The organism is Pseudomonas sp. BJa5, from assembly GCF_030272875.2.
In the GTDB taxonomy this organism is placed as follows: Bacteria; Pseudomonadota; Gammaproteobacteria; order Pseudomonadales; family Pseudomonadaceae; genus Aquipseudomonas.
This window is the reverse complement of the sequence record NZ_JALRNG020000011.1, coordinates 65025-86762: the sequence shown is the minus strand read 5'-3', so window position 1 is coordinate 86762 and position 21738 is coordinate 65025. Positions and strand designations below refer to the sequence as shown.

The following is a 21738-nucleotide window of genomic DNA, read 5'->3' as shown; positions in this document are numbered from 1 at the left end:
TCCTACAAAGGCAGTTGTTCCCACCCGAGACAGTCGCGCCCGCCGGCTACCAGTCGAGGGTCAAGCCGCTTTCGAAGTAGCGCTCTTCACCAGTGAACGGATCCTTGAAGCGCAAGCTCTGCGCCAGCAGTTTCAAGGGTTTGCTGTAGTCATCCGCGTCCTCGACCACCTGCGGGTAGAAGGGATCGTTGCAAATGCTCGCGCCCAACGCGGTCATGTGCACCCGCAACTGGTGGGTCTTACCGGTGACCGGCGACAGACCATAGCGCCAGAACTCGCCGTTTCTCTCCAGCACCTCGGCCAGGGTTTCGCTGTTGCTCGCCCCTTCCACTTCATGCATGCGAAAGAACGGCTCGCCATGGACCATGCGGCTCTTGTGCACCAATGGAAACTCGAGCTGCGGTAAAGCCCGGGCAATGGCCTGGTAACGCTTGTCGATCTGTCGGTTGGGAAACAGCGACTGATAGGCCGAGCGGCTCTTGGGGTTGGCGGAAAACAGCACCAGCCCGGCGGTGTGCCGATCGATGCGATGCAGGGGGACCAGATGCGGGTTGTCGAGGCGGCGAATCAGCCGGCGCAGCAAGGTGTGCTCGACATACTCCCCCGTTGGGGTGACCGGCAAGAAGTGCGGCTTGTCGGCCACCACCAGGTGCTCGTCGACATGCAGGACCTGCTCCTGGAACGGAATCGGCTTCTCGTTGGGGACTTCTCGAAAATAGTGGATGCGCAACCCCGGCTTGTAGGCCAGCGTCGCACTGATCGGCTGGCCCTGGGCATCCAGCACCCGCCCGCGGATGATCCGGTCAAGCCACTGCTCACGCCCGATGGCCTTGAAATGCTCGCTCAAACAGTCGAGCACGGTCGCCCAGTCGCCGTGCGGCAGGCAAACGGTACTGGCTTGATGCTGGGCCGGGTTGAAAGGGGCATTGGCCATGGGAACACTCTGAGGAATAAACCCGGCATTATCCCCCAAGCCCCGTGCCTCAGCCAGCCTGGCTTGCGGCGGCTTCGCTGAACTCCTTGAGCCAGCGCAATACGTCCACAGCCTCCCAGCGACCGGGATCGTACAGGGCATAGATCAGCCCCTGATAACCCACCACATCCAGCGGCCGGTGATAACCGGCGCGCTGGAACAAGGCTTCGATCTCGGCAAAACAGGTGTTGAAGTGCAGCTTGCTGAACGGCGTCTTGCCCTCCAGCACCAGGCCATCGAGACGCAACTCGAGCACCGCCTCGCTCACCCTGTCGGTGGACATTCGATTGACGCTGTACTTCAGTTGTTCGACGTTGACCATGTTCCGCACCCTTGAGGCAAACCCTGCCCCCAATACTGTATTTATATACAGCATATTCAGACTGGTCGGACACGTCAATCGGACAGCGCAATCAGACCAGCCCGGGAAGGTAGCCCGTGCCCTTGCGGATGGTCAGCAATTGCCGCCGCTCCCCGCTCAAGGACAGGCCCAGGTGCACCCATTGGTCATATTCGAGAATCAACTGGTCGAACATCAGCGGGCTGTCGGCCACACGCTGCGCCAGGGCGGCGGCGGTCAATCCCGGCACGTTGATGTCCGCCGCCAGGCCCTGGATATGGGCACTGTTGGGCGAACCGCCGATGGCGCTGTTCAAGGCGCGGCTGCGATAGCCACTGCTGACCAGTACCGGTTTGTCGACCAACTGACGCACCGTTTCGAGAAAGGTGCACAGGCGGTGAAGGTTGACCAGGGCGGCGGCATCCGGCGTGTTGTCGATGCCCAGGCGTGCGGCGCTCTCCGACATGGTCATTTCGGGCAGGGTGAAGTGTTCGGTGAGGTACATGGTTCATCCTTGGCATGAATACAGAAACCAGGGATTGTCCACGCCCAGGGGCTGCCGCAGACATCAGGAAATCATCCGCAAGCCTGGCCACTCAGCGCAGGAACATCACCACCTGCTCGGCATCGAACGGCCAGTTCAATTCTGCGCCGGTGTCACAGCGACGCAGTACGGGAATCAGCAAACCATAGCGCTGGAAGTGTTCCTCGCTATCGGCGATATCGACCAGCTCGACCAGCAGGCCATGCTCGACAAAGGGCATCAACAGGGCTTCGGCCACTTCACACAGGTGGCAACCCAGGGTGCCGAACAATTGGCATTCAGGAAGCATTGACGGGTTCCGGCAACAGTCACAGGGGATCATTATTCTAGGTCTGCCGCCGGGGGCCGTCGAGCGCGGGCGGGAAAGTTATCCACTGTTGCACGACTACTGACCCTGGTCAGCACGCGCACAGTAGCTATCGTTCAAACTTGCTGGTTTTTTGCAGTTTTCCAACAGGGAGTCCCTTGTGTTTGCCAACTTGCTGATCATCCTGGCCTCGTCGCTGGTCGTCATCGCCTTTTTCCGGCGCCTGAAGTTGCCGCCGGTACTGGGCTATCTGTGTGTCGGTCTGTTTGTCGGGCCGACGGCCCTCAACTGGGTCAATGAAAGCGAAGAGCTACCGGACCTTGCGGAAATGGGTGTGGTCTTCTTGCTGTTTTCCCTGGGACTGGAATTCTCCCTGTCGAAGATGCTCGCCCTGCGCAATGTGGTGTTCGGCCTGGGCAGCCTGCAGGTGATCTGTTCGGCGATCCTGCTGGCCGGGCTGTTGGCCCTGCTGGGCATGCCGGCCAACGCTGCCCTGCTGCTCGGCGCGGGGCTGGCGCTGTCGTCCACGGCGATCGTCAGCAAGGAACTGACCAGCCTGGGTGAGATCTTCAGCAGCCATGGCCAGAACGCCATTGGCGTATTGCTGTTCCAGGACGTGGTCGCCGTCCTGTTGCTGACCCTGGTCCCGGTGTTTGCCGGCGAAAGCGGCCAGGCCTGGTACTGGGCCCTGCCGCTGACCCTGGGCAAGACCGTGATCCTCTTCGTCGGCCTGCTGCTGGCCAGCCGCTGGCTGCTGCCACGCCTGTTCCACGAGGTGGCCAGTTCCCACTCGGCGGAGCTGTTCGTGTTGCTGGCGCTGGTGATCGTCCTGCTGACCGCCTGGTTGACCCACCTGCTGGGCCTGTCGCCGGCACTGGGGGCGTTCCTGGCCGGCATGCTGCTGGGTGAAAGCAATTACCGTCACCAGATCGAGGCGGATATCCGTCCGTTTCGCGACATCCTGCTGGGCCTGTTCTTTGTCAGTATCGGCATGCTCATCGACCTGCAACTGTTCGCCAGCCATGGCCTGGAAATCCTTGCCCTCACCCTGGGCCTGCTGGTGGTCAAGGGTTGTGTTGTCGCGGCCCTGGTCCGGGTACGTGGCAGCGACGCCGAGACGGCCTGGCGCAGCGGCCTGGCCCTGGCCCAGGGGGGCGAGTTCTGTTTTGCCCTGATGGCCCAGATGCAACAGACCCAGTTGTTGCCCGAGGCCATCGGCAACCTCTTGCTGGCCGCCACCTTCTGCTCGATGCTGGTCACCCCGCTGCTGCTGCGTGCCGCCCCCGGCATCGCCCTGCGCCTGCACCGCAAGCCCAACCAGGAAGTCCAGTTGCAAGCCATCGAAGCCCAGAGCGCCTCGCTCGATGGTCACGTGGTGATCTGTGGCTATGGCCGGGTGGGCCAGTCGATCGGGCGTTTCCTGCGCCGCGAGGAAATTCCGTTCGTTGCCCTGGACGATGACCCCGTGCGTGTCCAGGAAGCCGCCGCCGGCGAAAGCTGCGTGCATTACGGCGACTCGCGCCGGGGCGAGTTGCTCAGCGCCGTCGGCCTTGAGCGTGCGCGCCTGCTGGTGATTGCCGTGGACGGCACCGACATCGCCCTGGAGGTGCTCAAGGCCGCGCGCGAGCGCCATGCCCAGATTCAGATCCTGGTCCGCACCCGCGACGACAGCCAGCGCGAAGGGCTGCGCGCAGCCGGTGCCACCGCCGTGGTACCGGAGCTGCTGGAATCGAGCCTGATGCTCGCCTCCCATGCCCTGGTGATGCTGGGCCTGCCCATGAACCTGGTGCAGCAACGCATCGACGAGGTGCGCCAGACCCGCTACCGCATGCTGCACGCCTTCTACCAGGGCGCCGAGACCAGCCCGGTAGACAGCGAAGGCCAGCCCAAGGCGATGATGCATGCCGTCAACCTCGGCGCCGGAGCCTTCGCCTGCGGACGCTCCCTGGCCGACCTGGACCTGGAAGCACTGGGGGTCGAACTGCAGGCTGTGCAACGCGACGGTGCCGAGCTGGACGTCAGCGCCGACACCTGCCTGCATGCCGGCGACGCGGTGTTGCTCAGCGGTCCGGTGTCAGCCCTGAGCGCCTGTGAAGCACGCCTGGTCGGCGGACGCTGAGCACGGCTGTCAGTCCTGGCTGGTGGCGCCGATCTTGTGAATCGACAGGTCGGCGCCGTAATACTCCTGCTCCTGGCTCAGGCGCAGGCCATGCAGCGCCTTGATCGTGCCGTACACGGCAAAGCCGCCGATCAATGCCACCGTCACCCCCGCCAGGCTGCCGATCAGCTGTACGATCAGGCTGACACCGCCCAGCCCGCCCAACGCGGTCTGGCCGAAGATCCCGCAGGCAATGCCACCCCATACGCCACACAAGCCATGCAAGGGCCAGACACCCAGCACGTCATCGATCTTCCAGGCGTTTTGCGCCGCGGTAAAACACCAGACGAACAAGGCGCCGGCGATGGCCCCGGTGGCCAGGGCGCCGACCGGGTGCATCAGGTCGGAACCTGCACACACCGCCACCAGCCCGGCCAGCGGGCCGTTATGGACAAAGCCCGGGTCGTTGCGACCGACCAGCAAGGCCGCTACCGTGCCGCCGACCATGGCCATCAGCGAGTTGACTGCCACCAGGCCGCTGACCCCTTGCAGGGTCTGGGCACTCATGACGTTGAAGCCGAACCAGCCGACGATCAGGATCCACGACCCCAGGGCCAGGAACGGGATGTTGGACGGGGCGAACGCCACCAGCTTGCCGTCGCGGTAGCGGCCATTGCGCGGACCGAGCAACAGCACCGCCGCCAGGGCCAGCCAGCCGCCCATGGCGTGCACCACCACAGAGCCGGCAAAGTCATGGAAGCTGGCACCGAACCGCGCCTGCAGCCAGGCTTGGAGCCCCAGGTTGCCGTTCCAGACAATGCCTTCGAAGAAGGGATAGACAAACGCCACGATCAGTACCGTGGCGCACAGTTGCGGGGCAAAGCGTGCCCGTTCGGCGATCCCGCCGGAAATGATCGCCGGAATCGCGGCAGCGAAGGTCAGCAGGAAAAAGAACTTCACCAGGCTGTAGCCATGGTCGCTGCCCAGCACCGCTGCCGGCTGCAGGAAACTCACGCCGTAGGAGATCCAGTAGCCGACGAAGAAGTAGGCCAGGGTCGAGACGGCAAAGTCACTGAGGATCTTGCACAGGGCATTGACCTGGTTCTTGTGGCGCACGGTACCGACTTCGAGGAACGCGAAGCCGGCATGCATGGCCAGGACCATGACCGCGCCCAGCAGAATGAACAGCGTATTGGAGCCGTGGACCAGAGTGTCCACCGCACTTTGCAGATTATCCATGGAGTCGGCAGGCCTTTCGAAATAGCACCAGGACAGCGCACAGGTACTCCTTTTTGCACCAGCCTGGATCATCGTCATGCCACCTCCCTGGCCGATCCTGCTGATATCTGGAGTTTTTCCTTGGGTTTGTCGTGGATTGGGTTAAGGTTTACAGGGCCAGCAAACGCGCGCGCCCATATTCGGCGCAGGCACCGACCCCGGCGCACCAGGGAAAAGCAAAAGCTGTACCAGCGATTTGCACTGAACCTTCGCCAGCGCCTGCAACTCGAATTAACCACACACCCGTAGGGAGAGCCCCATGGCCAGCAAATCGGCAAAGACTGCTCAAGAAATTTTGATGGCTGACTTCCAGACCCTGGTACGCGATACCGAAAAGCTGCTCGAGCACACCGCCACCCTGGCAGGTGACCAGGCTGACGAAATGCGCAGCCAGATCCACGACAGCTTGCTGCGTGCCCGGGAAACCCTGCAACTGACCCAGGACTCGATGCGTGAGCGTGGCCAGGCGGCCTTGACCGCTACCGAAGACTACGTACAGAGCAACCCCTGGCAATCGATCGGGATCGCCGCCGGGGTCGGTTTTCTGATCGGCCTGCTGGCCAATCGGCGCTGAGGTCCTGGCGATGGAAAGTGAATCGATCGGCGCCAGCGGTGCGTCGAGCAAACGCCTGGGCGCTGCGGTGCTCGGGCTGTTGCATGGTCATGTCGAGCTGTTCGGCATCGAGTTGCAGGAGCAGAAAGCACGAACCCTGAGCCTGTTGCTGTTCGCCGGCCTTGCCCTGGTGTTCGCCCTGCTGTTGCTGATCGCCCTGTCGGCGCTGGTGCTGGTGCTGTTGTGGGACAGCTATCGCCTGGCCGGGGTAATCGGACTGTGCGTCTTCTATGGTGTAGCGGCACTGTTCTGCGCCTTGCGCCTGAAGGCTGCCGTGCACGATGAATCGTCGCCGTTCAGTTCGACCCTGGAAGAACTGGCCAAGGACCGGGAGCGCCTGTTGCCATGAGCCTGCCTGAACTTGCGAAAACCAATGACCGGCGCGAACTGCGCAAGGCGCTGGTGCGCCTGCGCCTGGAGATGCATCGGCAGGAGATCCGTCATGAGTCCGGGCAACTGCTCAATCCGCTGACGCGCTTGCGGGCAATGGGTGACAGCTTGCAGGGTGGATTGGGGATCAAGCATGCGCCCTTGTGGGGGATCGGTGCGGTGGTGGTGTTGGGGTTTCTGACCGGCAGAGGTGCGAAGAATGGCAGCCTGAGCCGGATTATTCGCCTGGGCAGCAGCCTTGTTCCGCTGATCAAGCTGTTCATGAAGAGCGAAACCAAGTAACCGCCGGACCGGTCTGCACAGCCCTTGTGGGAGCAGGCGAAGCCTGCGATCGACTGCAAAGCAGTCGCAATCCGGCCACCTCATTGGGGCAGATGTACTGAGGCGGTCTGGTGTACGGCCGCTTCGCGCCCGATCGCAGCCTGGCGGCAGCTCCCACAGAGTCCGAGGCATGCCGGGAACCTTTGTGGGAGCAACTGTCTTGATTGCCTGAAGGTGTGGCCGCTGCTGCCAGGCTACGATCGATGGGAGCGCCGGTGCACAACCCCAGCACCAAAAAGCGACTTGCAGCCATGCCGCCGACACGGGAAGCTATCCCCCTGCCCCTGTATCGGAGAACTGGCCTTGGACTGGCACACCCTGCTCACCCGCGAGCGACTCGGCAAGCCCCTGCACAGCCCTGAAGAACTGGGCCGCAGCCCCTTCCACAAGGACCACGACCGGATCATCTTCTCCGGCGCCTTCCGCCGCCTGGGCCGCAAGACCCAGGTACACCCGGTATCGAGCAACGACCACATCCACACCCGCCTGACCCACTCCCTGGAAGTCAGCTGCGTCGGCCGCTCACTGGGCATGCGCGTGGGTGAAACCCTGCGCGAGCAACTGCCCCAGTGGTGCGAGCCGAGCGACCTGGGCATGGTCGTGCAATCGGCTTGCCTGGCGCACGACATCGGCAACCCACCCTTCGGCCACTCCGGCGAAGATGCCATTCGCCACTGGTTCCAGCAGGCCGCAGGACGCGGCTGGCTGGACGCCATGAGCGAGGCCGAACGCGCCGACTTTCTCAATTTCGAAGGCAACGCCCAGGGCTTTCGCGTCCTTACCCAACTGGAGTACCACCAGTTCGATGGCGGCATGCGCCTGACCTACGCAACCCTTGGCACCTACCTCAAGTACCCCTGGACAGCCCGCCACGCCGACGCCCTCGGCTACAAGAAGCACAAGTTCGGCTGCTACCAGAGCGAGCTGCCGCTGCTCGAACAGATCGCCCGCAAACTGGACCTGCCGCAATTGGAAGAAAACCGCTGGGCGCGCCATCCGCTGGTGTACCTGATGGAGGCCGCCGACGACATCTGCTACGCTCTGATCGACCTCGAGGATGGCCTGGAAATGGACCTGCTCGACTACCCGGAAGTGGAGTCGCTGCTGCTCAGCCTGGTCGGTGACGACCTGCCGGAAACCTATCGCCAGCTGGGCCCTGGCGATTCGCGTCGGCGCAAGCTGGCGATCCTGCGCGGCAAGGCCATCGAGCACCTGACCAACGCCGCCGCCCGCGCCTTTGTCGAGCAACAGGATGCCTTGCTGGCAGGGCAACTGCAGGGCGACCTGGTCGAGCATATGCACGGCCCGGCCAAGCGTTGCGTCCTGCAGGCCAAGGACATTGCGCGCAAGAAAATCTTCCAGGACAAGCGCAAGACCCTGCACGAGATCGGCGCCTACACCACCCTCGAGATCCTGCTCAACTCCTTCTGCGGCGCGGCGCTGGAACAATATGGAGGGCGTACGCCTTCGTTCAAGAGCCGGCGAATTCTCGACCTGCTCGGCAACAATGCCCCCAGCCCTTCGGCCTCTTTGCACACGTCGTTCCTGCGCATGATCGATTTCATTGCCGGGATGACCGATAGCTATGCCAGCGAAATGGCCCGCGAGATGACCGGCCGTTCGAGTCCGGTGTAACCGATGAAAGGCCGGGGCCACCTGCCAGCAACAGGTGTCGACCTGGCCATTTCTTGCATGCGCCTGCCAATGAACTATGACTACAACACGCTTAACAGGTTAAACATGCTGAATATTTGGAAACCCCCCGTTACCAATAACACTATTGACAACTTTAAATCACACTATCACTTGTAAATATTCCCTTTATTTAAAGTAGGAATTTTCCCATATAACACTTACCCACCCCCACCTCAATGTCCGACCCGTTCTATCTGCGCTAAGGTGCTGATTCATCTTTGCACCTTACCTGGAAAGTTCACCATGCATTCTGTATTCATTATCGACGATCACCCGGTCATTCGCCTGGCAGTGCGCATGCTTCTGGAGAATGAAGGCTATCGCGTGATCGGAGAGTCGGACAACGGCGTGGATGCCATGCAGATGGTTCGTGAATGCATGCCGGACCTGATCATCCTCGACATCAGCATTCCCCGGCTCGACGGCCTTGAGGTGCTGTCGCGTTTCCATAGCATGGCCATCCCTCTGAAAATCCTGGTATTGACCGCGCAGTCACCGGCATTGTTCGCCATACGTTGCATGCATTCCGGTGCCGCCGGCTATGTGTGCAAGCAGGAAGACCTGAGCGAATTGCTCAGTGCAATAAAAGCGGTATTGTCCGGTTACAACTACTTCCCAAGCCAGGCAATCACCCACCCACATCTTCCTGATGAATCGCCCGGCGAACTGGAACTGTTCAAGCAGGTCAACGACCGGGAACTCATGGTATTACAATTATTTGCCCAGGGTCGAAGCAACAAGGAAATAGCCCAGGGCATGTTTCTCAGCAACAAGACCGTCAGTACCTACAAGAAGCGCCTGATGCAAAAGCTCAAGGCCGGCTCCCTTGTCGAACTGATTGAAGTGGCCAAACGCAATGCACTGGTTTGAGGCAGCCAATGCCTAGCCGCAACCTGGTGTTGCTGTGCCTGCTCAGTGTCGTTGCCGGGCTGTTTTCGGGATTGCCGGCACAGGCCGAAGAGGCCCCGGCAGGCCAGTACCAGTTGCTCAGCCGCTCAGGAGCGACAAGTGTGACCCTGCCCCTGAGCGCATCGCAACGGCACTGGATCGAACGCAAAGGGCAATTGGTGCTCGGTACCTCGGCACCGGACTACCCGCCATTCGACATGACGGCCAGTGGCCGTGACTACGAAGGCATGACAGCAGACTTTGCCGGCATCCTGGGACGCGCGTTGGGCATGCAGATCCAGGTGCGGCGCTTTGCCAGCCGCCAGGAGGCGGTCAAGGCGCTGACCCAGGGACGGATCGACCTGCTCGGCAGTGCCAATGGCTTCGAGGCCGCCACCCCGGGGGTGGTGCTTTCCAGGCCTTACGCGGTGGATCAACCGGTGCTGGTCACCCGCGAGAACGAAAGCCGCCCCCTGGACACCGGGATGGCTGGCCTGCGCCTGAGCATGGTCTATCACTACCTGCCCCTGGAAGAGGTTCGCAGCAGTTACCCCAAGGCCACCATCCAGTCCTACCCCTCCTACCAGAATGCCCTCAATGCCGTGGCTTTCGATCAGGCCGATGTCTTTCTCGGCGATACCATTTCCACCCACTACCTGATCAACCAGGGCCACTTGCAGAACGTCAAGATGGCCAATTTCGGCAAGCACGAGCCGGTGGGTTTCAGCTTTGCCGTGCAGCAGAGCAATCGGGTCTTGTTGCAGCTGATCAACAACACCCTCGACAACATTCCCAGCAGCGTGCGCGAAGACATTTTCAAGCGCTGGAGCGCTGGCAGCGATGTGTTGCTGACCGACCGCAAGCTACAGCTCTCCCAGCGCGAGGAGCGCTGGCTGGCAGAGCACCCGGTGGTACGGGTAGTGGTCAACGAAACCGCCGCACCGCTGACGTTCTTTGACAGTGCCGGTAACTTTCGCGGGATTGCCGCCGACCTGCTCGAGCTGATTCGCCTGCGCACCGGCCTGCGCTTTCAAGTGCAACGCGCCAGCGGCATCAGCGACATGATCGCTCGCCTGAACCACGGCCAGGCCGATGTGATTGCTGCCATTTCCCCCAGCCTGCGGCGGGCAAGCACCCTGGCGATCAGCCGCCCGTACCTGGAGAACTCCTATGTACTGCTGACCCGTCAGGGTGCGGATCAGCCCATGTCCCTGGAGCAGTTGCAGGGACGCCGGGTGGCCCTGACCCGCGACAGCCCCCTGGTCGACGACCTGCGCAAGCGCGTGCCCGGTATCCAGCTGGTAGAAACCGAAAGCACCTACTTCTCTACCTCACTGCTCGCCAGCGGTCATGTCGATGCGGCCATCACCGCACTGATCAACGCCAATTTCAGCCTGGCCTCGCAGAGCGACCTGACCATCCGTACTTCGGTGGGTGCGGAGCCTGCAACCTTCTCGATGGCGACCGCACGGGGCGCACAGGAGCTGGCCTCGATCCTGGACAAGGCACTGCTGAGCATCGCGCCCGAGGAACTGGGCATCATCAACAGCCGCTGGCGTGGCTACAGCACCGAAACCGATGCCTACTGGCGAAAGTACCAGCACCTGATCCTGCAGATCATCCTGGGTACCAGTTTGCTGCTGCTGTTGTCACTGGCCTGGAACGCCTGGATGCGCCACCAGATCAAACAACGCGAGGCTGCCGAGCGTGCCCTGGGCGACCAGCTCGAGTTCATGCGCGCACTGCTCAACGGCACACCTCATCCAATGTACGTCCGTGACCGCCAGGGGCTCTTGCAGAGCTGCAACGACAGCTACCTGGAGGCGCTGCAACTGACGCTCGATGAAGTCCTCGGCAAGGGTATCCAGCACTGCGCCCTGGGGGACAGCTGCCATGCCAGCCAGATCCAGGCCGACTACCAGCAGGTGATGCGCGAGGGCCTGCCACTGATCGTCGACCGCCCGCTGCTGCTCAACGACAAGGCGATGACCATCTACCACTGGATCCTGCCCTACCGTGACTCGCTGGGCGAGGTCCAGGGCATCATCGGCGGCTGGATCGATATCAGCGAACGGCGTCAGCTGATCCAGGACCTGAGCCTGGCCAAACAGCAGGCCGACGACGCCAACCGGGCCAAAAGCACTTTTCTGGCCACCATCAGCCACGAAATCCGCACACCGATGAACGCCATCCTCGGCATGCTCGAACTGACCCTGGAAAAAGCCCACCAGGGGCAACTGGATCGTCCGGCGGTGGAAGTCGCCTACAACTCGGCCAAGGACCTGCTGGCCCTGATCGGCGACATCCTCGACATCGCCCGGATCGAGTCCGGGCACCTGAGCCTGGCGCCGGAACGGGTCAGCCTGGCGGCGCTGGTGGAGTCGGTCGGACGGGTGTTCGATGGCCTGGCCCGGCAGAAGAACCTGCGCCTGCTGGTGCGGATCGCGCCGGCCGCACACTGCGATGTCATGCTCGACCCGCTGCGTTTCAAACAGATCCTGTCGAACCTGGTCAGCAATGCGCTGAAGTTCACAGAACAGGGTCACGTCATCCTCGACCTGAGCCTGGCGCCCGCAGCCGAGCCGGGCCTGGCCAACCTCCAATTGAGCGTCCAGGACAGCGGTATTGGAATTCGCCAGGAAGACCAGCAGCGGATTTTCCTGCCCTTCGCCCAGGCCAACCCCGACAGCCCGCTGGCGCGCAGCGGCACCGGCCTGGGCCTGGCGATCAGTCGCGACCTGTGCCAGCTCATGGGCGGCAGCCTGACCTTGCACAGCGAGCTCGGCCAAGGCACCCGGGTACATATCAGCATGCCCCTGCAGGTCCTGGCCAGCCTTCCCGCAGCGCCTGCCCCCAGCTCGGAGCCTTGCGCGGTCGTCGGCGCGCTGAAGGTGCTGGTGGTCGATGACCATCCGGCCAACCTGCTGCTGATGACCCAGCAACTGACCTACCTGGGGGTGCATCATCGTAGTGTCGACAATGGCCCGGCGGGCCTGGACCTGTGCCGAAGCGAGGCGTTCGACGTACTGATCGTCGATTGCAACATGCCGCGGATGAATGGCTACCAGTTCACCCAGGCCGTGCGCGCCCGGGAAGCCAAGGAGCAACGGCCGCCCAGCACCATCCTGGGCTACACCGCCAACGCCCAGCCGGAGGTTCGTGAGCGCTGCCGTCAGGCCGGCATGGATGACTGCCTGCTCAAGCCCATCAGCCTCAAGACCCTGGGCAAACGCCTGGCGGAAATAAGACCCTTGCCCCCGCGCGCCACGGCGGCAGCCTCGGCGCTCTTCGACCTGCAGGGCCTGGAGCCGGTGGTGGGCAATGACGGGGCCGACTGGCACAAACTGCTCGAACAGCTGCAACAGAGCCTGGCCAGGGACCGGCTGTCCCTCGAGGCGCTCGATCCGGCCCATCAACCCGAGCAATTGAAGGACGAAGCCCATCGCATCCTGGGGGCGGCACGAATCATTCAGGCCCGCGCGCTGATCGATGCCTGTGAACAACTGGAAGCCGGTTGCATCAGGCAGGCATCAGCGTCCACGCTCGAACGCCAGCAACATCAGCTGATGGCAGCCATGACTGCCGTGGAGCGGGCACTTGAAGCGCACCTGCAGCATTCGGACGCAGCGGGCGCCACGGCCTACACAGGCTGAAAACAAAACGGCGGCCACTGGGGCCGCCGTTTCTTAACGCATCAGGAAGCCGGATTGATCGGCTTTTCCGGATACCAGGCGTCCAGCAACGGGCTGACTTCGATCTTGGTCAGTTCGCTGCGGGCCTTGAGCCAGCCTTCAACGGTGGCACGTTGCTCTTCGCTGACCGAGCCACGCTTGGCCGAGCAAACCAGACCGAAGTCGTCGCCGCCAACATAGTCCAGGCCATTGGCATCCATGGCTTCGTCGAGGAACGCATCGAGGAAGGCGTCAATGGCTTCGTCGGACAGGTCTTCCTTGAACTCCAGGTTCAGCTCAAAACCCAGCTCCTGGAATTCATCCACGCAGAGCTTTTTGCGCAGACGGCGGGAACGGTTAGTGGCCATGAAACAATCCTCTTGAGTAATAACGCGCGGCACTTTACCAGTTTCGCCACAAGGTTGCCGGAATAAAAGCCGATAAGGCGACCTTTCACACTCCCCCATCGGCCTGCGCCTTGGGGCATAATGCACATTAAATTTTTCTTGCCGGGGCCTTCACCTTTTCTCGCTCCGTTTTTTTCACCCCTCGCTCGCAGGGTTTTATTGCACATGATCAAATCTTTCCGCCCTCTCCTGCTTGCCGGCCTGCTCCTGCCCGCAGCACTCACCGCCCAGGCCGCAGCCGTCAACACCACCCTGTCGCCCAAGGTCCAGCAGGCGCTCAAGGCCAGCAAACTGCAGGAATCGGCCCTGTCGCTGGTGATGCTGCCGCTCAATGGCCCGGGCACGCCGACCGTCTACAATGCCGACGTCTCGGTCAACCCGGCCTCGACCATGAAGCTGGTCACCACCTATGCAGCCCTGGAGCTGCTCGGCCCGACCCACCAGTGGAAAACCGAGTTCTACACCGACGGCCCGCTGCGCAACGGCACCTTGCAGGGCAACCTCTACCTCAAGGGTGGCGGCGACCCGAAGCTGAACATGGAAAAGCTCTGGCTGCTGATGCGCGACCTGCGCGCCAACGGCGTGCAGACCATCAGCGGTGACCTGGTGCTCGATCGCAGCCACTTCGTCCAGCCCGTGCTGCCGCAGTTCAACGATGACGGCGGCGACGAGAACAAGCCCTTCCTGGTCAAGCCCGACTCCTTGCTGATCAACCTCAAGGCCCTGCGCTTCGTCGCCCGCAACGACGGCGGCAAGGTGCTGGTATCGGTCGAGCCGCCGATTGCCAACATCCGCATCGACAACCAGGTCAAGGCGGTGAACAGCAAGCAGTGCACCGGCGATGTGCGCTACAACCCGGTTCCCCAGGCTGACGGTGTCAGCGTGACGGTCACCGGCCAGCTGGGCGATGGCTGCAACTCGCAGACCTACCTGTCGCTGCTCGACCACCCGACCTACGCCGCCGGCGCGGTGCGGGCGATCTGGAGCGAACTGGGCGGTACCATCCAGGGCCGTGACCGCATCGACAGCGTACCGAAAAGCGCCCGCCTGCTGGCACGCGCCTTCTCCCCGGACCTGGTCGAGATCATTCGCGACATCAACAAATACAGTAACAACACCATGGCCCAGCAGCTGTTCCTGAGCCTGGGCGCGCAGTTCCGCACCGATGCCGATGGCGACGACGCCCGCGCCGCACAACGCGTGGTGCGCCAGTGGCTGGCGAAGAAAGGCATCACCGCGCCGCACCTGATCATGGAGAACGGCTCCGGGCTGTCCCGCGCCGAACGGGTCAGCACCCGGGAAATGGCCGCCATGCTGCAAGCCGCCTGGAAGAGCCCTTATGCCGCCGAATTCATCAGTTCCATGCCGCTGGTCGGCATGGACGGCACCATGCGCAAGCGCCTCAAGCGCACCGCCATGTCCGGTGAGGCCCATATCAAGACCGGCACCCTGAACACCGTGCGAGCCATCGCCGGCTACAGCCGTGACAGCAACGGCAACACCTGGGCGGTCGCGGCGATCCTCAACGACCCGAAACCCTGGGGCGCCTCGGCGATCCTCGACCAGGTGCTGCTGGACCTCTACCGCCAGCCGAAACTGGTCAACAGCACCGCCGCGGTACAACCCTGAGGCTTCAGGGCAGCTCGGCCTCGACCCGGTCGCGGCCGGCCTGCTTGGCCGCATAGACCCCCGAGTCGGCACGCAACAGCAAGGCATCGGCGCCCTCCCCCGGGCGCCAGCCCGCCACACCAAAACTGGCGGTGACCTGACCGACACCTTCGACCGGTATGCTGCGCACCCCCTGCCATAGCTCCATGGCCAGCAAATACGCCTGATCGGCGTTGCTGCCCGGACACAGCACCATGAACTCCTCGCCCCCCAGGCGACAAAACACATCCGTGCGCCGCAGACGGTTATTGATGCGCTGGCAGATGCTGCGCAGCACATGGTCGCCCATGGCGTGACCGTACTGATCGTTGATCTTCTTGAAATGGTCGATGTCCAGCATGATCACCGCCAGGTCCTGCTGCTCGCGTTGCACACGCTCCAGCTCGGCTTTCAGGCGCTCCTGGAAATAGCGCCGGTTGTGGATGCCGGTCAGCGCATCGGTCACCGACAGGGCGCGCAGCTCTTCCTCGACCCGTTTGAGGTCGGAGATATCGGTCAAGTAGCCATGCCAGAGCGTGCCGCCATCGTCCATCGGCTCCGGCGTGGCCTCGCCCCTCACCCAGCGCAGGCCGGCCTGCGGCAGCAGCACCCGGTACTCTTCACGCCAGGCCGTCAGGTGCTCGGCCGAATAGCGAATCGAGGTGCGCACCCGGCCCAGGTCATCGGGGTGAATACGCTCGAACACCGCCGTGGCATCCTGGCGCAACAGCTCCGGGTCGATCTCGTAGATCTCGCGCAGTCCCTCACTGGCATAGCTGAAGCAGGAGGTGCCGTCCGGGCGCAGGCAAAACTGATAGATACCGCCGGGTACCTCGGCGCTGAGCTTGTCCAGCAGACGGTCGCGGGCTGCCAGCGCCTCATGGATGCGCTTGCGTTCAGTGACATCGATGCAGATGGCCAGGTGCCCGACCCACAACCCATGCTCATCGAGCACTGCGGTCACCAGCATGTTGGCCAGCAGGTGGCTGCCATCCTTGCGCTGCAACGTCCACTCGCCAGGCACGCTGCCGCCCTCCTGGATGGTTTCGGCGAACATCGCCTGGGCCATGCTCACCTCGCGACCGTAACGCAGGCTCAGGGCCCGCGCCCGCTGGTGCAGTTCCTCGGGCGAGACCAGCGCTTCGAGGGTCAGGCTGCCCACTGCTTCGGCGCTGCTGTAGCCGAGCATGCGTTCGGCGCCGGCATTGAAGGTACTGATCACCCCGCGCAGGTTGGTGGCGATGATCGCCACCTGGGTCGCAGCATCCAGCACGCTGCGCAGCTGGTTGTGCGTGTCGCGCAAGGACTGCTCGCTGACGCGCAACTCGCCGGTGCGTTGCTCGACCAGGGTCAGGGCACGCTGACGCTGGCTGAACAGGCTGAACAACAAGGCGCTGAGCATCAGGCTCAGCAGCCCGCCCAGCAACACCACGGCATTCACAGCCGAAGAGCGGTTGGCGCGCATGAAGGCCAGGCTCGGGCGGATATCCAGCTGGTAGTCATGATCGGCCAGGTGCAGCAGGTGGCTGGCCGCCAACGACGAGGTGGTGCCCTGATTGTCCGACTGGAACAGCAACTCGTGCTGGTTGTCCTGGCCGGACAGGTCGCGGATACGCACGACCAGATTGTCCTGCTCGGTGCTGGGCAAGCCCTCGGCCATCAGCTGGCGCATGCTGATCACCGCCATGACATAACCCTTGGGATGGGCTTCGACATTGCGCGGCGAGAACACCGGCGCCGCCATCAGCACCCCGCGGGCGTACAGGGGGTCGACATCGGTGAGGTTCAGGGGCGCCGAAACCGCCATGCTGCCGGGCTTCGAGGCGCGCTCCAGGGTGTCCTGGCGCAACGCCTGGGACAGCAGGTCCAGGCCGTACGGCTGGTCCTTGAGGCTCAACGCCTGGGTGAACAGTACCGGGTAGTACAACTGACGCTCGGGCGCCGGTTCCAGGGTGCCGCTATCGGTCAGCTGACGAATCCGATAGGCGAACTGCAGCGTCTGGCTGGCGCGCTGTTCGAAATCACTACGCGCCGATCCCGGCACCCGCGGCGCCCAGGAATAGGCCTGGGTGCGCTGCAACAACGGCCGCGCATAACCATTGAATTCATCAAGGGTGATTTCGGTGGCGAAGACGAAGAAGCGGCGCAAGCCATCCAGCCGCTGCACCTGATCCTCGAAGCGTTCTTCGATACGACTGTAGCGCTCACTGGCCAGCAACTCGAAGCGTTGGCGCAACTGCTGCTGGTACAACTCGTGAGTTGCCAGCGCCAGTATCGCAGTCAACAGTCCGCCCGCCACCAGGGCCACAAGGGCCACCAGCCAGGCGGACACTTCTTCGCTGACAAAGCCGAGCATCTTTGGACGAACGCCATGCTTCGACATAGATAACACTCATAACGCCAGCATGCAGCGTTTCCCGGGCCCTGCTTCAGTTATAGCCATTAGCCACTAATGAAGCAATTACAGGCCCGGAGAAATTGCTCAGCGCGCCTGAATGCGCCAGGCCCGGTGGATCTTGCTGTTGCGGGCGAAGTCCGGGTCCAGGGTCTGGGCACTGATCTCCTCCACCGCGTAACGCTCGGCCAGACGCTCGTCGAGCTGGAACTTGCGGAAGTTGTTGGAGAAATACAGCACGCCGCCCGGCGCCAGACGCGCCACGGCCAGGTCGAGCAGTTCGACGTGGTCGCGCTGGACGTCGAACACGCCTTCCATGCGCTTGGAGTTGGAGAAGGTCGGCGGATCGATGAAGATCAGGTCGAATTCGTCGCGGCACGCCTGCAGCCAGGCCATGACATCACCCTGCTCCAGGCGGTTCTTTTCCGAGAAACCGTTGAGCGACAGGTTGCGCCGTGCCCAGTCCAGGTAAGTGCGCGACAGGTCGACGCTGGTGGTGCTGCGTGCACCGCCCTTGGCCGCATGCACACTGGCCGTAGCGGTGTAGCAGAACAGGTTGAGGAAGCGCTTGCCGGCCGCCTCGCGCTGGATACGCATGCGCATCGGGCGGTGGTCGAGGAACAGCCCGGTATCCAGGTAGTCGGTCAGGTTGACCAGCAGCTTCACCCCGCCTTCACGGACTTCCATGAACTGCCCCTGGGTGTTCTGCCGCTCGTACTGGCGCGTGCCGCTCTGGCGCTCGCGACGCTTGACCACCACACGGCTCTGGTCGATGCCCAGGGCCTGGGGAATGGCGGCCAGGGCATCGAACAGGCGAGCCTGGGCCTTTTCCGGGTCAACCGAGCGCGGCGCGGCGTATTCCTGCACGTGCACCCAGTCCTGGTACAGGTCGATGGCCAGGGCATACTCGGGCATGTCGGCGTCATACAGGCGATAGCAACCGACCTGCTCGCGCTTGGCCCATTTGCTTAGTTGCTTGAGGTTCTTCTGCAGGCGGTTGGCGAACATCTGCCCGCCTTCACTCAGGCGTGCCGGTTCGCTGGCCACGGCCACAGGCGAGCGCTGGCCATCGTTGCCGTTGCTGTCACGTTCGGGCTGGCGACGCTCGCCGGTGACGAACTGGTCGGGTTGAACCTTGATCAACAGCAGCTTGCACGGCAGCGCGCCGTTCCAGAACGCGTACTGCTTGTGACTGCGGATACCCATGCGCTTGCCCAGGTCCGGCGCACCGGTGAACACCGCCGCCTCCCAGTTCAGGCAGGCCTGGCGCAGGCGCTCGCCAAGGTTCTGGTAGAGGTACAGCAGGCTGGCTTCGTCACCCAGGCGCTCGCCGTAGGGTGGGTTGCAGATCACCAGGCCTTTCTGGTTCTGGTCCGGACGCGGTTCGAAGGTGCCCACCTCGCCCTGGTAGATCTTCACCCAGTCGCTCAGGCCCGCGCGCTCGACGTTGTTGCGCCCCGGCTGGATAAGGCGCGGATCGGCCTCGTAGCCACGGATCCACAGGGGTGGACGGGCAAGGCCGGCCTGGGCACGGGCCAGGGCCTCGTCATGCAGCTTGCGCCACAGTGCCGGCACATGACCGAGCCAGGCACTGAACCCCCAGCGCTCGCGCTTGAGGTTGGGTGCGATGTCGGCGGCGATCATCGCCGCCTCGACCAGGAAGGTACCCACGCCACACATCGGGTCGGCCAGGGCGCCGCCCTCGGCGGCAATGCGCGGCCAGCCGGCACGGATCAACACCGCAGCGGCCAGGTTTTCCTTGAGCGGGGCGGCACCCTGCTGCAGGCGATAACCACGCTGGTGCAGGCTGTGTCCGGACAGGTCCAGGGACAGGATCGCTTCGCCGCGCTCCAGGCGCAGGTGCACGCGCAGGTCCGGATTGAGCTTGTCCACCGACGGGCGCTCGCCGTCGCGGGTGCGCAGTTTGTCGACAATGGCATCCTTGACCTTCAGGGCACCGAAGTGGGTGTTGTCGATGCCCGAGCCATGGCCACTGAACTCCACCGCCAGCGTGCCGGCAGGTTCCAGGTGGTCCTGCCACTCGACCTCGTGGACGCCGTCGTACAGTTCGTCGGCATTCTTCATGGCAAAGCGCTTGAGCACCAGCAGCACGCGGTTGCCCAGGCGCGACCAGAGGCACAGGCGGTAGGCGGTTTCCATGTCGGCCGAGCCGCGGATGGCCGAGGTGTGTTCACGCACCTCTTCAAGGCCAAGGCCGCGGGCTTCTTCGGCAAGCAGGCCTTCAAGGCCTTTGGGGCAGGTGAGGTAGAGTTCGAAACGGTCCGACATGAGGTATCCAGTGCCTTGAGCAATAAGTGGAGGGCAAACGCATTGCCCTGCCGATGTTTAATCGAACGCCTTTCCAGCGAGCGCTCGAATGGCACTGCGGTGAGTGCCGGGCCACCCGGTAATCCGGCCTTTTGCCTGGGGCAGAAAACCTTTGATCACCGGGCAGAATGAAAAATTCACGATTATCAGGGTGAAAAACGACCCTTCGTCGTATTGACTGCCTTGTTACAACTTTTTACCTGGCCATGGCCAAGTGACTTCTTCTCCGATCAAACCCTGATCATAGCGGGCTTTGCGTCACATCCCCTTCAGACGCATTTATTTACTTATCCTGTGACCCTCAGAAAGGTTACGCCCTTATGACAAAACGATCATTCACACTGTGTCGTGCATTGGTTAGAACTCATCTCAGGTTGTCACCGCAACGGGGCAACACTTTCGCTCGCGACGCCGGCAGCGAGCGCAAACCGGCAGAACGATTCTGCCCGGCCTCCTGGAGGCCGACGGGACATTACAGTCAACAAGTGAGGGCAACACCCTATGAGAAGACTTAAGCGTGATCCGTTGGAACGAGCATTTTCACGTGGCTACCAATATGGGGTCACCGGCAAATCCCGCGAGCTTTGCCCCTTTACTCTACCGTCTGTACGCCAGGCATGGATCAATGGCTGGCGCGAAGGACGCGGCGACAACTGGGACGGTATGACCGGCACTGCGGGTATTCATAGACTCAACGAACTTCACGCCGTTGGCTGAGCGAGGAACTGAATTCATTTACCATGCGCGCCCCATCCGGGCGGCGGGCTAAGGCCCAGGGGCCCCTTCAAGGGGCCCTTTTTTATGCCTGCGCCTCAGCGCGGCATGGCAGCGATGGCGTCCACGGCCTCGCGAATCAGCGCAGGCCCCTTGTAGATGAACCCCGAGTAAATCTGTACCAGGCTGGCACCGGCAGCGATCTTCTGCGCCGCGTGCTTGCCCTCGGTGATCCCGCCGGCTGCGATGATCGGCAGCTTGCCGCCCAGCTCGGCAGACAGCACCTTGACGATGTGGGTGCTCTTTTCCAGCACCGGTGCACCGGACAGGCCACCGGCCTCATCACCATGCTGCAGGCCTTCGACCCCTTCGCGGCCCAAGGTGGTGTTGGTGGCGATCACTGCGTCCATGCCTGACTCGATCAGCGCTGAAGCCACCAGCGCAGTTTCCTCGTCGCTCATGTCCGGGGCGATCTTGATCGCCAGCGGCACATGCTTGCCGTGCTGGGCGGCCAATTGCCCACGGCGCTCGGCCAGGGCATCGAGCAGTTGCTTGAGCGAATCGCCGAACTGCAGGCTGCGCAGGCCCGGGGTATTCGGCGAGCTGACGTTGACAGTGATATAGCTGGCCTGGTCGTAGACCTTCTCCAGGCAGATCAGGTAGTCATCCACCGCGCGCTCGACCGGGGTGTCGAAGTTCTTGCCGATGTTGATGCCCAGCACGCCGCGGTATTTGGCCGCACGCACCCGGTTGAGCAGGTTGTCGACGCCCAGGTTGTTGAAGCCCATGCGGTTGATGATCGCCTGGGCTTCCGGCAGGCGGAACAGGCGCGGCTTGGGGTTGCCCGGTTGCGGACGCGGGGTGACGGTGCCGATCTCGACAAAACCGAAACCCAGCTGGGCGAAGCCGTCGATGGCCGCGCCGTTCTTGTCCAGCCCTGCCGCCAGCCCCACCGGGTTGGCGAACTCCAGGCCCATGACCGTCACCGGCAGCGACGCCGGGGCCTTGGTCAGCAGCCCGTTCAGGCCCAGGCGGCCACCGGCGCCGATCAGGTCCAGGGACAGGTCATGGGAAGTCTCCGGAGAGAGCTTGAACAGCAGCTGGCGGGCCAGGGTATACATGGGCGGCG

The 21738-nt window shown here is 63.0% G+C and carries 18 protein-coding genes; 9 read left to right on the top strand and 9 right to left on the bottom strand.

Going from position 1 to position 21738, the window contains the following annotated elements; translation table 11 throughout:
- Positions 1-46: 46 nt before the first annotated feature.
- The 4 genes from M2D63_RS08800 to M2D63_RS08785 all read right to left on the bottom strand — a co-directional run bounded on the left by M2D63_RS08800 (position 47) and on the right by M2D63_RS08785 (position 2146).
- Positions 47-934, bottom strand: a complete 888-nt coding sequence (locus tag M2D63_RS08800) for a pseudouridine synthase (RefSeq protein ID WP_285862480.1) — start codon at positions 932-934, stop codon at positions 47-49.
- Positions 935-983: 49 nt separating this feature from the next.
- Positions 984-1295 carry a transcriptional regulator gene (locus tag M2D63_RS08795; RefSeq protein ID WP_285862479.1) on the bottom strand — a complete coding sequence of 104 codons (312 nt, stop codon included), beginning with the start codon at positions 1293-1295 and terminating at the stop codon, positions 984-986.
- Positions 1296-1386: 91 nt separating this feature from the next.
- Positions 1387-1818, bottom strand: coding sequence for a D-Ala-D-Ala carboxypeptidase family metallohydrolase (locus M2D63_RS08790; RefSeq protein ID WP_285862478.1), 432 nt, complete (start codon positions 1816-1818; stop codon positions 1387-1389).
- Positions 1819-1909: 91 nt separating this feature from the next.
- On the bottom strand, positions 1910-2146 hold the full coding sequence (locus M2D63_RS08785) for a glutaredoxin family protein (protein WP_285862477.1): 237 nt from the start codon (positions 2144-2146) through the stop codon (positions 1910-1912).
- A gap of 178 nt (positions 2147-2324) precedes the next feature.
- Between M2D63_RS08785 and M2D63_RS08780 the strand changes: the two genes are divergently transcribed.
- Positions 2325-4283 carry a monovalent cation:proton antiporter family protein gene (locus M2D63_RS08780; protein WP_285862476.1) on the top strand — a complete coding sequence of 653 codons (1959 nt, stop codon included), beginning with the start codon at positions 2325-2327 and terminating at the stop codon, positions 4281-4283.
- Between the two features lie 9 nt (positions 4284-4292).
- On the opposite strand, the gene M2D63_RS08775 is transcribed toward M2D63_RS08780, so the two are convergent.
- Positions 4293-5501 (bottom strand): ammonium transporter, encoded by a 1209-nt coding sequence (locus M2D63_RS08775; protein ID WP_285862475.1) that lies wholly within the window; start codon positions 5499-5501, stop codon positions 4293-4295.
- 298 nt (positions 5502-5799) lie between these two features.
- Between M2D63_RS08775 and M2D63_RS08770 the strand changes: the two genes are divergently transcribed.
- From M2D63_RS08770 to M2D63_RS08745, 6 genes are all read left to right on the top strand, one after another.
- Positions 5800-6114 carry a YqjD family protein gene (locus M2D63_RS08770; protein WP_285862474.1) on the top strand — a complete coding sequence of 105 codons (315 nt, stop codon included), beginning with the start codon at positions 5800-5802 and terminating at the stop codon, positions 6112-6114.
- Between the two features lie 10 nt (positions 6115-6124).
- Positions 6125-6502, top strand: coding sequence for a phage holin family protein (locus tag M2D63_RS08765; protein ID WP_285862473.1), 378 nt, complete (start codon positions 6125-6127; stop codon positions 6500-6502).
- A complete protein-coding gene (locus M2D63_RS08760; RefSeq protein WP_285862471.1) occupies positions 6499-6825 on the top strand; it encodes a hypothetical protein in 327 nt (108 codons plus the stop codon). The genes M2D63_RS08765 and M2D63_RS08760 overlap by 4 nt, the downstream gene beginning before the upstream one ends.
- Before the next feature lie 342 nt (positions 6826-7167).
- Complete coding sequence (locus tag M2D63_RS08755) at positions 7168-8499, top strand: deoxyguanosinetriphosphate triphosphohydrolase (RefSeq protein ID WP_285862470.1); 1332 nt, start codon at positions 7168-7170, stop codon at positions 8497-8499.
- Positions 8500-8802: 303 nt separating this feature from the next.
- Positions 8803-9429, top strand: a complete 627-nt coding sequence (locus tag M2D63_RS08750) for a response regulator transcription factor (protein WP_285862468.1) — start codon at positions 8803-8805, stop codon at positions 9427-9429.
- An 8-nt stretch (positions 9430-9437) separates the two neighbouring features.
- Positions 9438-13100 carry a transporter substrate-binding domain-containing protein gene (locus M2D63_RS08745; RefSeq protein ID WP_285862466.1) on the top strand — a complete coding sequence of 1221 codons (3663 nt, stop codon included), beginning with the start codon at positions 9438-9440 and terminating at the stop codon, positions 13098-13100.
- A 41-nt stretch (positions 13101-13141) separates the two neighbouring features.
- Here the strand turns inward: M2D63_RS08745 and M2D63_RS08740 are convergent, their stop codons facing one another.
- A complete protein-coding gene (locus M2D63_RS08740; protein WP_285862464.1) occupies positions 13142-13486 on the bottom strand; it encodes a YggL family protein in 345 nt (114 codons plus the stop codon).
- Positions 13487-13690: 204 nt separating this feature from the next.
- On the opposite strand from M2D63_RS08740, the gene dacB reads away from it, so the two are divergent.
- Complete coding sequence (dacB, locus tag M2D63_RS08735) at positions 13691-15154, top strand: D-alanyl-D-alanine carboxypeptidase/D-alanyl-D-alanine-endopeptidase (protein ID WP_285862463.1); 1464 nt, start codon at positions 13691-13693, stop codon at positions 15152-15154.
- 4 nt (positions 15155-15158) lie between these two features.
- On the opposite strand, the gene M2D63_RS08730 is transcribed toward dacB, so the two are convergent.
- Together M2D63_RS08730 and rlmKL are read right to left on the bottom strand one after the other, a co-directional pair.
- Positions 15159-17555 (bottom strand): diguanylate cyclase, encoded by a 2397-nt coding sequence (locus tag M2D63_RS08730; RefSeq protein ID WP_285862461.1) that lies wholly within the window; start codon positions 17553-17555, stop codon positions 15159-15161.
- Positions 17556-17654: 99 nt separating this feature from the next.
- Entirely contained in the window at positions 17655-19856 is a 2202-nt protein-coding gene (gene rlmKL, locus M2D63_RS08725) for a bifunctional 23S rRNA (guanine(2069)-N(7))-methyltransferase RlmK/23S rRNA (guanine(2445)-N(2))-methyltransferase RlmL (protein WP_285862460.1), read from the bottom strand.
- A gap of 540 nt (positions 19857-20396) precedes the next feature.
- On the opposite strand from rlmKL, the gene rmf reads away from it, so the two are divergent.
- A complete protein-coding gene (rmf, locus tag M2D63_RS08720; protein ID WP_010223328.1) occupies positions 20397-20612 on the top strand; it encodes a ribosome modulation factor in 216 nt (71 codons plus the stop codon).
- A 95-nt stretch (positions 20613-20707) separates the two neighbouring features.
- Here the strand turns inward: rmf and M2D63_RS08715 are convergent, their stop codons facing one another.
- Positions 20708-21730 (bottom strand): quinone-dependent dihydroorotate dehydrogenase, encoded by a 1023-nt coding sequence (locus tag M2D63_RS08715; protein ID WP_285862459.1) that lies wholly within the window; start codon positions 21728-21730, stop codon positions 20708-20710.
- Positions 21731-21738 lie beyond the last annotated feature (8 nt).

Coding starts and splice junctions, on each gene's coding strand:
- M2D63_RS08800 (WP_285862480.1), bottom strand. CDS start 934: ATGGCCAATGCCCCTTTCAACCCGGCCCAGCATCAAGCCAGTACCGTT.
- M2D63_RS08795 (WP_285862479.1), bottom strand. CDS start 1,295: ATGGTCAACGTCGAACAACTGAAGTACAGCGTCAATCGAATGTCCACC.
- M2D63_RS08790 (WP_285862478.1), bottom strand. CDS start 1,818: ATGTACCTCACCGAACACTTCACCCTGCCCGAAATGACCATGTCGGAG.
- M2D63_RS08785 (WP_285862477.1), bottom strand. CDS start 2,146: ATGCTTCCTGAATGCCAATTGTTCGGCACCCTGGGTTGCCACCTGTGT.
- M2D63_RS08775 (WP_285862475.1), bottom strand. CDS start 5,501: ATGGATAATCTGCAAAGTGCGGTGGACACTCTGGTCCACGGCTCCAAT.
- M2D63_RS08770 (WP_285862474.1), top strand. CDS start 5,800: ATGGCCAGCAAATCGGCAAAGACTGCTCAAGAAATTTTGATGGCTGAC.
- M2D63_RS08765 (WP_285862473.1), top strand. CDS start 6,125: ATGGAAAGTGAATCGATCGGCGCCAGCGGTGCGTCGAGCAAACGCCTG.
- M2D63_RS08760 (WP_285862471.1), top strand. CDS start 6,499: ATGAGCCTGCCTGAACTTGCGAAAACCAATGACCGGCGCGAACTGCGC.
- M2D63_RS08750 (WP_285862468.1), top strand. CDS start 8,803: ATGCATTCTGTATTCATTATCGACGATCACCCGGTCATTCGCCTGGCA.
- M2D63_RS08745 (WP_285862466.1), top strand. CDS start 9,438: ATGCCTAGCCGCAACCTGGTGTTGCTGTGCCTGCTCAGTGTCGTTGCC.
- M2D63_RS08740 (WP_285862464.1), bottom strand. CDS start 13,486: ATGGCCACTAACCGTTCCCGCCGTCTGCGCAAAAAGCTCTGCGTGGAT.
- dacB (WP_285862463.1), top strand. CDS start 13,691: ATGATCAAATCTTTCCGCCCTCTCCTGCTTGCCGGCCTGCTCCTGCCC.
- M2D63_RS08730 (WP_285862461.1), bottom strand. CDS start 17,555: ATGTCGAAGCATGGCGTTCGTCCAAAGATGCTCGGCTTTGTCAGCGAA.
- rlmKL (WP_285862460.1), bottom strand. CDS start 19,856: ATGTCGGACCGTTTCGAACTCTACCTCACCTGCCCCAAAGGCCTTGAA.
- rmf (WP_010223328.1), top strand. CDS start 20,397: ATGAGAAGACTTAAGCGTGATCCGTTGGAACGAGCATTTTCACGTGGC.
- M2D63_RS08715 (WP_285862459.1), bottom strand. CDS start 21,730: ATGTATACCCTGGCCCGCCAGCTGCTGTTCAAGCTCTCTCCGGAGACT.